This window comes from Pseudomonas sp. UBA6753, assembly GCF_002453565.1.
GTDB classification, from domain to species: domain Bacteria; phylum Pseudomonadota; class Gammaproteobacteria; order Pseudomonadales; family Pseudomonadaceae; genus Aquipseudomonas; species Aquipseudomonas putida_Z.
On sequence record NZ_DKHD01000054.1, the window covers coordinates 116146 to 126980 of the forward strand.

General features: G+C 63.8%; 11 protein-coding genes. 10 read left to right on the plus strand and 1 reads right to left on the minus strand.

Going from position 1 to position 10835, the window contains the following annotated elements; translation table 11 throughout:
* Positions 1-112 precede the first annotated feature (112 nt).
* The gene (locus B2790_RS21005; RefSeq protein WP_286919661.1) at positions 113-2980 is read right to left on the minus strand and encodes a dermonecrotic toxin domain-containing protein; all 2868 of its coding nucleotides are present in this window, start codon (positions 2978-2980) and stop codon (positions 113-115) included.
* Positions 2981-3388: 408 nt separating this feature from the next.
* Here B2790_RS21005 and ccmA point away from each other — a divergent pair, with 408 nt between their 5' ends.
* Genes ccmA through B2790_RS21055 form a run of 10 tightly spaced genes read left to right on the plus strand, consistent with a single transcriptional unit; the run spans position 3389 to position 10740 of the window.
* Positions 3389-4021: a cytochrome c biogenesis heme-transporting ATPase CcmA gene (gene ccmA, locus B2790_RS21010; RefSeq protein ID WP_013973564.1), complete on the plus strand. Its 633-nt coding sequence runs from the start codon at positions 3389-3391 to the stop codon at positions 4019-4021.
* Entirely contained in the window at positions 4009-4686 is a 678-nt protein-coding gene (ccmB, locus tag B2790_RS21015; protein WP_013973563.1) for a heme exporter protein CcmB, read from the plus strand. The genes ccmA and ccmB overlap by 13 nt, the downstream gene beginning before the upstream one ends.
* Before the next feature lie 46 nt (positions 4687-4732).
* On the plus strand, positions 4733-5500 hold the full coding sequence (locus B2790_RS21020) for a heme ABC transporter permease (RefSeq protein ID WP_012273476.1): 768 nt from the start codon (positions 4733-4735) through the stop codon (positions 5498-5500).
* On the plus strand, positions 5497-5673 hold the full coding sequence (ccmD, locus tag B2790_RS21025; protein WP_013973562.1) for a heme exporter protein CcmD: 177 nt from the start codon (positions 5497-5499) through the stop codon (positions 5671-5673). Before B2790_RS21020 ends, ccmD begins: the two co-directional genes overlap by 4 nt.
* A complete protein-coding gene (gene ccmE, locus B2790_RS21030) occupies positions 5670-6125 on the plus strand; it encodes a cytochrome c maturation protein CcmE (protein ID WP_019096399.1) in 456 nt (151 codons plus the stop codon). The genes ccmD and ccmE overlap by 4 nt, the downstream gene beginning before the upstream one ends.
* 11 nt (positions 6126-6136) lie before the next feature.
* On the plus strand, positions 6137-8110 hold the full coding sequence (locus tag B2790_RS21035) for a heme lyase CcmF/NrfE family subunit (RefSeq protein WP_015271186.1): 1974 nt from the start codon (positions 6137-6139) through the stop codon (positions 8108-8110).
* Entirely contained in the window at positions 8107-8643 is a 537-nt protein-coding gene (locus tag B2790_RS21040) for a DsbE family thiol:disulfide interchange protein (RefSeq protein WP_023663391.1), read from the plus strand. The genes B2790_RS21035 and B2790_RS21040 overlap by 4 nt, the downstream gene beginning before the upstream one ends.
* A complete protein-coding gene (locus B2790_RS21045; protein ID WP_025340052.1) occupies positions 8640-9128 on the plus strand; it encodes a cytochrome c-type biogenesis protein in 489 nt (162 codons plus the stop codon). Before B2790_RS21040 ends, B2790_RS21045 begins: the two co-directional genes overlap by 4 nt.
* The gene (gene ccmI / locus B2790_RS21050) at positions 9121-10311 is read left to right on the plus strand and encodes a c-type cytochrome biogenesis protein CcmI (protein WP_286919662.1); all 1191 of its coding nucleotides are present in this window, start codon (positions 9121-9123) and stop codon (positions 10309-10311) included. Before B2790_RS21045 ends, ccmI begins: the two co-directional genes overlap by 8 nt.
* A 12-nt stretch (positions 10312-10323) precedes the next feature.
* On the plus strand, positions 10324-10740 hold the full coding sequence (locus B2790_RS21055) for a hypothetical protein (RefSeq protein ID WP_137164511.1): 417 nt from the start codon (positions 10324-10326) through the stop codon (positions 10738-10740).
* Positions 10741-10835 lie beyond the last annotated feature (95 nt).

The window sequence follows — 10835 nt, forward strand, 5'->3', positions numbered from 1 at the left end:
CGCCCGTTGTTGCCAGTATAACGGCAGCGCTGACAGCGACTTGAGGCGGGAGCCCGGAAAGCGTGCTGGCCTGGAGCTATGAGCCCCAGGCCGGCACACGTCCAGCGTTGTCTCAGTGATTCAGGTTCCTCCAGGCGAACCCGTTGTTCACTCGCACAACTCGGTTCACGCGGAACAGTGACTGGAGGCTGGCTTGCAGCTCTTCATCAGACACTGGCCTCAGGTCCGCGCCCAGCAGCGTAGGTGTCTCCAGCAGCGGGCAGCTGAGCAGCTTGTATATCTGTTTCATTTGCCGATAAGCAGGCAAGGCCCGGTCAACGACGTGATTGAACATTTCAATACCGGTCAAGTTACTCAGCGCCTTGGCATAGGTGGCGTACTTGGCGCCCCTGGCTCCTTGGGCCGGCCAGTTCTGTTTCTGGCTGAAGAACCCTGGGCGGGTGTCCAGCCGACGTTCCATTTCGTCTATGACCCTGCGCAAGGACGGGTTGCGGGGATGGCTGCCAATTACGCTGGTATTGTATTGCTGATGCGCGCCTCTGAATGGGTTGGAGCTCGGCTGCTCGAGCAATAGGCCCTCGGGCGATGCCTCCAACGGCACATTGCCGATCCAGTCGCTGGGTGCGTGGGCATTGACGATACCTGCCGCCGCAGGATGATCAGACGGTGCCAGCAGGTCATTGTTGATATCCATGTACAAGCCGCCTTCGTGATAGAGCGCATGGTATTTCAATATGTCATTGGCTGCGGTTATGTGTGAGGACCCGCGCTCCGGTCCCTCCATGGCGGCATCGTAATAGCGCTTGGAGTACCCCATTTCGCGGTAGAAACCTTGGTGTTCGAGGGGCAATACCTGCAGGTCGGGAGCGACGCGGGCCAAGGCGCGGCTATTCATGACGAAGGCGTCATAGTTTGCGTTGGACAGGTAAAGAACATGAGCAAAGCCGCTCTCGTTGAGCAGCCTGGAATTGCGGCTGACATGCGCGAGCGACGCCGGCGAGATGGGATCACCGCTGGGCCATAGATGGATCACTCTCTTGGGGATAGGCAGCTGATTTACGTGGGTGACCCTCGGCACTTCGACGGGGAGCGGGAGTTCTATACCGAGACTGCGCAGCGTGCTTTCGCGCATGGCGTTGCTAACGTTGCGAGGGCCGTTGAATGCCGGTTGGTATGTGCGCAACCTAGCGTTCTCGGCGATGAAGCGGGTGGGTGCAGCTTCACCCACATCGCTTGACCTGACAAACGCGTCGGCATTCAGGTCGTAGACAAAGTCCGTTTCCGGATTATGCACATCTATCAGCGTGTCCATGCCCGCATGGGTGGTTTGCCGGCGGATTACTGTTTCGCCTGCATGAGGGGGGAGCGGTTCGACCGGCACCGGCTGCTCGAAGTACGCCTGAAAGTTTCTACCACCCCAGCGGGGTCTTGGTGGCCGGGTTGGGCTGAGCGGGTAGCCGATCTGGCCATTTATCCTGCGAGGGGCAACAAAACCGTCGTATTGTGCCCGGAACAGTTGTTGGCTGCCGGCTCTCAGCTCTCCGAGCAGCGGCGCGGCACACAGTGCACCGAATGCAATGTTGGTGACGCCATCCAGTTTCTCTTGCAGGTTCCTGCCGTTGATCACTTCATCAAGCCCAACGCCGAACTGCGCGATGCCACCAACAGCAACCAGCCATCCCAGCCCGGGCACCAGAAGCGACAGGGGCGCGAGCAGAGTCAGCGTAAGGTTGAGATAACCTCGCCATTTGGCCTTGATGAGGTCGCTGTTGCTGGTGATCAAAAACTGTGCATCTTCGTAGCTGCGCTGTTTGTGCCGCAAGGCGATATGGTCGAACAGGCTGCCCGCTATCACCGGGCTGTAGGTCTCGACCTTGTAGTTGATGTATTGGGGGGACCAGCCGCGCGCTGGAACGATCAGATTGTCAATGTACAGGTAGCGCGTGCCCTGGTAATTGCCCAACCCTTCGAGCGTGGCTTGCAACCCCGAGTAGCTAAGCCCGCTTTGTAGGTCTTCGAGACGGAAATGCGCCATCAACGCCTTGCACTTTTCGGCATCCTTGCACTGCTCTACCAACCAGATTTTCATTGCGCCCTGGTTGGCAAACTCATGCACTGGCGAAGAGTTGCCAGGTATATAGAGCAGGGTCAGGCCTGAGGCCCGATCAGTGAGGCAAGGAATATCCGTAGCGACATAGCCATAGAAGTTGAGCATGCGTGCCTCAACCTGGCCGTCATGCGCGGTTTGCGAGTCATCGTCGTTGGCGATACCGGCCGAGCGCCAGGCCAGCTCGCACCCCGCTTGGCTCAGGCTACCTTCCTCGACCTGCTTGTTGCAGGCGGCGATGAAGTTTACGCGTGCCAGCATGGCGAAATCGTCAAATTGGTGCAGCCAATAGTCGTTCAACTGGGCGATGAACTCGTCATGAAAGTTCAAATTCCAGATGAATTGTTGAAACGCTTGCGTGTCGGTGATGATCTGCGTCTGGCGGTTGTATTGCATGGGCTCGGTCTTGCGGAAGAGCCCTTGATACACCAAATGGTCTTCGATCTCGCCAAAGAGGCCGCCTTGGGGGAGTCGATCGACGATATGCACGTGACCATCGGAAAAGGCCTGAGACCAGCTTTCCTGCGTAAGGCTCCATTCCTTGAAAAGGCCTATGAGGTCGAGGGCGACTAGGGCCGTGGGACGGAGAAGGGGGGCAAGTGAAATGTTCTCCACGCTATTGGATTGATCTTGCCATTTGGACAACAGGGCCTGACTGAGCGGAATTTGCTCAACCACCTGGGCTAGCCAGCCCCCCTCGGGGTTGGGCTTGTAGTGCAAGGTAACTGCCAATGTGGTGTCGGGATCGAGATCGGTTTCCTGAGTCTGGTACCACTGCCTTATTTTTTCGGCGGCGACTCGATCTGGGCGAGGAATCAGGGTGAGGTATTTGCGCGTGTGTTGGGCCGCTGATGGGTGCAAATGAGTTGTCATGTCTTGGACCTGCCATGTGAAGGAGTTGGCATGGTCGAGCCCGGGGCGACAGATCTGGAGGTATGTATTTATTGGCCGGGAGACAGTACACCGGGCATGCTCGCCGCGAGGGTTTGTGCGCCGAGACTATTGATTTCAGTCATGATTGTATACAACCTATCGAACCCGCCCTCTTGGCAGCGCGGCGGCGCGTGTAATAATGCCGGCCGTCCGTCGTTGCCAGTTAACGGCAGCGAGGGGGGCGACTTGAGATACAGGGCTTCAGGGCCGTGTCGCCTGCTTCGCGGGCATGCCCGCTCCCACAGGGCCTTGCGCAGCTTTCAAGCCTTGCGTGAAACCTTGTGGGAGCGGGCGTGCCCGCGAAGCAGGCGACACCGCTCCGGAACCCTACAAAGATAAGGCGAAACCGTGACCCTTCACCTCCAAGCCGCGGGCCTGGCCTGCGAGCGCGACTGGCGCCTGCTGTTCGAGCACCTCGCTTTCGAGCTGCGGCCCGGCGACATGCTGCAGATCAGCGGCCCCAACGGCAGCGGCAAGACCAGCCTGCTGCGCCTGCTGGCCGGCCTGATGCAGCCGACGGCCGGGCAGATCCTGCTGGGCGGCAAGCCACTGGCCGAGCAGCGCCACGCCCTGGCCAGCATCCTGTTGTGGATCGGCCATGCCGCCGGCATCAAGGACCTGCTCACCGCCGAGGAGAACCTCACCTGGCTGTGCGCCCTGCACCAGCCGGCCAGCCGCGAGGCGATCTGGGCGGCACTGGCGGCCGTCGGCCTGCGTGGTTTCGAAGACGTGCCCTGCCACACCCTGTCTGCCGGGCAGCAGCGCCGCGTGGCCCTGGCCCGGCTGTACCTGGCCAGCCCGCCGCTGTGGATCCTCGACGAACCCTTCACCGCCCTGGACAAGCAGGGCGTGGCGCAGCTCGAGGCGCACCTGGCGGCCCACTGCGAGCAGGGCGGCACGGTAGTGCTGACCACCCACCACACCCTGGAACGCAAGCCCTCCGGTTACCGTGAACTGAACCTGGGGCAATGGGCGGCATGAGCGTATTCATCCTGTTGTTGCGCCGCGAAGCGCGCTTGCTGTTCCGCCGCCCGGCCGAGCTGGCCAACCCGTTGGTATTTTTCGCCATCGTGGTTGCGCTGTTCCCGCTGGCAGTCGGCCCGGAAAGCCAATTGTTGCAAACCTTGTCGCCAGGCCTGGTCTGGGTGGCGGCACTGCTGGCGGTGCTGTTGTCGCTGGACGGCCTGTTCCGCAGCGATTTCGAGGACGGCTCGCTGGAACAGTGGGTGCTGTCGCCGCACCCGTTGGCGCTGCTGGTGCTGGCCAAGGTGCTGGCGCATTGGATCTTTTCCGGGCTGGCGCTGGTATTGTTGGCGCCGCTGCTGGCACTGATGCTGGGGCTGCCGAGCCATTGCCTGCCGGTGCTGCTCGGTTCCCTGCTGCTGGGCACGCCGGTGCTGAGCCTGCTGGGGGCGGTGGGCGCGGCGCTGACAGTCGGTCTGAAACGCGGCGGTTTGCTGCTGGCATTGCTGATTCTGCCGTTGTATATCCCTGTATTGATCCTGGGCAGTGGTGCGTTGCAAGCGGCGTTGCAGAATATGCCGGCAACCGGCCACCTGCTCTGGCTCGCCAGCCTGACGGCCCTGGCCGTGACCCTGGCACCCTTTGCGATAGCGGCCGGCCTGAAGATCAGCGTCGGCGAATAACGAGTCCCGGGCTTTCAAGCCCGGCCAATACCCTGGATGTACCCTGATGAAAATAAGCTGGACGTGGTTCCACAAGCTGGGCTCCCCCAAATGGTTCTATGCCATCAGCGGCCGCATGCTGCCGTGGCTTGCCGGCGCTGCCGTGCTCCTGCTGCTGGTCGGCATCACCTGGGGCCTGGCCTTCGCCCCCCAGGACTACCAGCAAGGCAACAGCTTCCGCATCATCTACATCCACGTGCCGGCGGCGATGCTGGCGCAGTCCTGCTACGTGCTGCTGGCAGTGGCCGGGGTGGTGGGGCTGGTATGGAAGATGAAACTGGCCGACGTCGCCTTGCAATGCGCCGCCCCCATCGGTGCCTGGATGACCGCCGTGGCGCTGGTCACCGGGGCCATCTGGGGCAAGCCCACCTGGGGAAGCTGGTGGGTCTGGGATGCCCGGCTGACGTCCATGCTCATCCTGCTGTTCCTGTACTTCGGCATTATTGCGCTGGGCCAGGCAATCAGTAATCGTGACAGTGCAGCCAAGGCCTGTGCGGTACTGGCGATCGTCGGCGTGGTGAACATCCCGATCATCAAGTACTCGGTGGAGTGGTGGAACACCCTGCACCAGGGCGCCACTTTCACCCTCACCGAAAAGCCGGCGATGCCCGCAGAAATGTGGTTGCCGCTGCTGTGCACGGCGCTGGGCTTCTACTGCTTCTTTGGCGCGGTGCTGTTGCTGCGCATGCGCCTTGAAGTGCTCAAGCGCGAAGCGCGCGCCAGTTGGGTCAAGGACGAAGTATTGAACAGCCTGGGGCGGAGGGCTGCACAATGAGTTTCGCCACCTTCGGTGACTTTCTCGCCATGGGCCACCATGGCCTGTACGTGTGGACGGCCTATGGCATCTGCCTGGCGGTGCTGGCGCTGAATGTCGCCGCGCCCGTGCTGGCCCGCCGTCGCTACCTGCAAGATGAGGCGCGCCGTTTGCGCCGGGAGAACAACCAGTGAATCCGCAGCGCAAGAAACGCCTGTTGCTCATCGTCGGCCTGCTGGTCGGCGTCGGGGTTGCCGTCGGCTTTGCCTTGAGCGCATTGCAGCAGAACATCAACCTGTTCTATACCCCGACCCAGATCGCCAACGGCGAAGCGCCGCTGGACACCCGCATCCGCGCCGGCGGCATGGTCGAGAAAGGTTCGGTACAGCGCTCGTCCGACTCGCTGGACGTGCGCTTCGTGGTCACCGACTTCAACAAGTCGGTGCCGATCACCTACCGTGGCATCCTCCCCGACCTGTTCCGCGAAGGGCAGGGCATCGTCGCCCTCGGCAAGCTCAACGCCGATGGCGTGGTGGTGGCCGATGAAGTACTGGCCAAGCACGACGAGAAGTACATGCCGCCCGAGGTCACCAAGGCCCTGAAGGAAAGCGGCCAGGCCGCCACCGGCGGGGAGGCCAAGCCATGAACGCGGCGCTGGTGATCCCCGAACTCGGCCAGCTGGCGATGATCCTGGCCATCTGCTTTGCCGCCGTGCAGGCCAGCGTGCCGCTGCTGGGCGCCTGGCGTGGCGACAGCCTGTGGATGAGCCTGGCGCGGCCGGCGGCCTGGGGCCAGTTCGCCTTCCTGGCCTTTGCCTTCGCCTGCCTGACCCATGCCTTCATGACCGACAACTTCTCGGTCGCCTATGTGGCCAGCAACTCCAACAGCGCCTTGCCCTGGTACTACAAGTTCAGTGCCGTGTGGGGCGCCCACGAAGGTTCGCTGCTGCTGTGGGCGCTGATCCTCGGCGGCTGGACCTTCGCCGTATCGGTGTTCTCGCGGCAGTTGCCGCAGGTGATGCTGGCCCGCGTGCTGGCGGTAATGGGCATGATCAGCGTGGGCTTCCTGAGCTTCCTGATCATCACCTCCAACCCGTTCCAGCGCCTGCTGCCGCAGGTGCCGACCGATGGCCGCGACCTCAACCCGCTGTTGCAGGACTTTGGCCTGATCGTCCACCCGCCGATGCTGTACATGGGCTACGTCGGGTTCTCGGTGGCCTTCGCCTTCGCCATCGCCGCCTTGCTCGGTGGCCGCCTGGACGCCGCCTGGGCGCGCTGGTCGCGGCCCTGGACCATCGTTGCCTGGGCCTTCCTCGGGGTCGGCATTACCCTGGGTTCGTGGTGGGCCTACTATGAGCTGGGCTGGGGTGGCTGGTGGTTCTGGGACCCGGTGGAAAACGCCTCGTTCATGCCCTGGCTGGTGGGTACGGCGCTGATCCACTCACTGGCGGTGACCGAGAAGCGCGGGGTGTTCAAGAGCTGGACCGTGCTGCTGGCGATTGCCGCGTTCTCGCTGAGCCTGCTGGGTACCTTCCTGGTGCGTTCCGGTGTGCTGACCTCGGTGCACGCGTTTGCCGCCGACCCGTCGCGGGGCATTTTCATCCTGATCTTCCTGCTGTTCGTGGTCGGTGGGTCGCTCACCCTGTTCGCCCTACGCGCACCGGTGGTCAAGAGCCAGGTCGGCTTTGCCCTGTGGTCGCGCGAGACGTTGCTGCTGGCCAACAACCTGGTGCTGGTAGTGGCGGCCTCGATGATTCTGCTCGGTACCCTGTACCCGCTGGTGCTCGATGCGCTGACCGGGGCCAAGCTGTCGGTTGGCCCACCGTATTTCGACGCCTTGTTCCTGCCGCTGATGGCACTGCTGATGGTGGTGCTGGGCGTGGGCGTGGTGGTGCGCTGGAAAGACACCCCCGGCAAATGGCTGGCCAGCATGATGACCCCGGTGCTGCTCGGCAGCGCCATCCTCGCGCCGGTGGCGGGCTTTATCGTCGACGACTTCGACTGGCCGACCCTGACCGCCTTCGCCCTGGCCGCCTGGGTGGTGCTTGGCGGGCTGCGCGACATTCTCGACAAGACCCGCCACAAAGGCCTGCTCAAGGGCCTGCCCGGGCTGGGTCGCAGCTACTGGGGCATGCAGCTGGCGCACCTGGGCCTGGCGGTGTGCGCGCTGGGCGTGGTGCTGTCGAGCAACAACAGCGCCGAACGCGACCTGCGCATGGCGCCGGGCGAGAGCGTGGAACTGGGCGGTTACCACTTCCTGTTCCAGGGTGCCCGGCATTTCGAAGGGCCGAATTTCATTTCCGACAAGGGCACCGTGGTGGTCAGCCGCGATGGCCGTGAAGTGACCACCCTGCACCCGGAGAAGCGCCTGTACACCGTGCAGCAGTCGATGATGACCGAAGCCGGCATCGACGCCGGTTTTACCCGCGACCTGTACGTCGCCCTTGGCGAGCCGCTGGAGAACGGTGCCTGGGCGGTACGCGTGCATATCAAGCCTTACGTCCGCTGGATCTGGCTGGGCGGTCTGCTGACCGGCCTGGGCGGGTTGCTGGCGGCCCTCGACCGGCGCTATCGCGTCAAGGTCAAGACCCGGGTGCGTGATGCCCTGGGCGTGTCTGGAGCAGCTGCATGAAGCGTTGGATCATGGTAGTCCCCCTGGCGGTATTCCTGCTGGTGGCGGTGTTCCTCTACAAAGGGCTGTTCCTCAAGCCCGACGAGCTGCCCTCGGCAATGATCGGCAAGCCGTTCCCGGCGTTTTCCCTGGCCTCGACCCAGGGCGACCGTACCCTGACCGAGGCCGACTTGCGGGGCCGCCCGGCTCTGGTCAACGTGTGGGCCACCTGGTGCCCGTCGTGCAAGGTCGAGCACCCGTACCTGAACCAGCTGGCCCAGCAGGGGGTGGTGATCCACGGCGTCAACTACAAGGACGACAATGCGGCGGCCCTGAAGTGGCTGGCCGAGTTCCACAACCCGTACCAGCTGGATATTCGTGACGAGCAGGGCAGCCTGGGCCTGGACCTGGGCGTGTACGGCGCTCCGGAAACCTTCCTGATCGATGCCAAGGGCATCATCCGCTACAAGCACGTGGGCGTGGTCGATGCCACGGTCTGGCGTGAGCAGCTGGCGCCGCTGTACCAGGGCCTGGTCGACGAGGCCAAGCCATGAAGCGGGGGCTGGCAGCTGCCGTGCTGGGGCTCTTCATGGGGTTGAGCCTGGCGGGCGTGGCCAAGGCGGCCATCGACACCTACCAGTTCCGCGACGATGCCGAGCGTGAGCGCTACCAGCAGTTGACCAAGGAGCTGCGCTGCCCCAAGTGCCAGAACCAGGACATCGCCGACTCCAACGCGCCGATTGCCGCCGACCTGCGTCGGGAAATCTTCCGCATGCTCGGCGAGGGCAAGAGCAACCAGCAGATCGTCGACTTCATGGTCGACCGCTATGGCGACTTCGTGCGCTACAAGCCGGCGCTCAGCGGGCGTACCTGGCTGCTGTGGTTCGGCCCGGGGATTTTGCTTGCCGGTGGTTTCGTGGTGCTGGCGCTGATCGTGCGCCGGCGCCGCGGTGCGGCCGTGCAGGGCGCCAATGAATTGTCCGCCGAAGAACGCGAGCGTCTCGCCAAATTGCTGGAAAAAGAACAGACCCATGATTGAATTCTGGCTTAGCGCGGGCCTGCTGCTGCTCGCTGCCCTCAGCTTCCTGCTGATCCCGATCCTGCGTGGCCGTGGCCGCCAGCAGGAAGAAGACCGCACCGCCCTGAACGTGGCCCTGTACCAGGAGCGCGTCGCCGAACTGGCTGCCCAGCAGGCCGCTGGCGTGCTCGACGAGGCGCAGATGGCCAAGGGCCGTGACGAGGCCGCCCGTGAGCTGCTGGCGGATACCGAAGGTGCCGAAGCCCCGCGCCAGGGGCACCTGGGCAAGGCCCTGCCGTTGCTGGCGGCGCTGCTGGTGCCGCTGCTGGCATTGGGGCTGTACCTGCAGTTCGGCGCGGCCGACAAGGTGGAGTTGACCCAGGAGTTTGCCGAGGCGCCCAAGTCGATGGAAGAAATGACTGCCCGCCTGGAGCGGGTGGTGCAGGCTCAGCCGGATTCGGCCGAGGCCGTGTACTTCCTGGGCCGAGCCTACATGGCCGAGCAGCGCCCCGCCGATGCCGCGCGTACCTTCGAGCGCGCCGTGGCCCTGGCCGGTCGCCAGCCCGAATTGCTCGGGCAGTGGGCACAGGCGCTGTACTTCGCTGCCGACAAGAAATGGAGCCCGCAGCTGCAGGCGCTGACTGACGAGGCGCTGAAAGCCGACCCCAACGAAGTGACCAGCCTGGGCCTGCGTGGTATCGCTGCCTTCGAGGGCGAGCGTTACCAGGAAGCCATCGATTACTGGAAGCGCCTGCTGGCGCAGCTGCCGGAAGGTGATGCCTCGCGTGCGGCGCTGCAGGGCGGTATCGACCGCGCCGCCGAGCGCCTGGGTGGTTCGCCGGGGCAGGCTGCGGCGCCCGTGGCGGCTCGCTTGAAGGTGCGCGTGGAACTGGCGGCGGCGTTGAAGGACAAGGTCAAGCCGGACGACACGGTGTTCATCTTCGCCCGCGCCAGCAATGGCCCACCCATGCCGCTGGCGGCCAAGCGGGTGACTGTGGCGCAGTTGCCGATCGAGGTGGAGTTGTCCGATGCTGACGCCATGATGCCGCAGATGAAACTGTCGGACTTTGCCGAAGTCCAACTCGTTGCACGTGTATCACGCGCTGGCCAGCCAACCCATGGCGAGTGGATTGGCCAGGGCACGCCACTGCCCAGCGCCACCCAAGCCATCCAGCACCTGACCATCGACAGCCCCGACCCGTAAGAGAGCAATGCCATGCACAGCATCGTCCGCCTGACCCTGATCACCCTGGCCCTGGGTTTGTCTGCGTGTACGGTGCATGAGCCGTACGAGCAACCCGAACCACCGATCGAGCGCCTGCCGCCGGCGGGGCCGGCGGTCAAGCCCTTGCCGGACAGGCAACCGGCCCCCGCGCCGAGCAAGCCTGCGGCCACGCCCAAGCCGATGCCACGCACCTCGGCCAGCTTCGCGCCGCCACCTGGCGGGGCGAGCCATTGGGACCCGAAGCTGGGTGTGTATGTGCTGGAGAAGAAACCCAATACCTTCTACCGCCAGCGGACCTACTACCGCTTCGACAACGGCTGGAGCTGGTCGCTGAGCCCGGATGGGCCGTGGCAGGAGACTGACAGCAGCGGTGTACCGGGTGGTCTGGGGCGTGCGTTCGCCCAATAATTGCAACGTTGCCGTTGCCGTTGCCGTTGCCGTTGCCGTTGCTTTTGCTTTTAAGCGCGCGGTAGTCCAGGCACCGCCGATTGCGACTTCAGGAG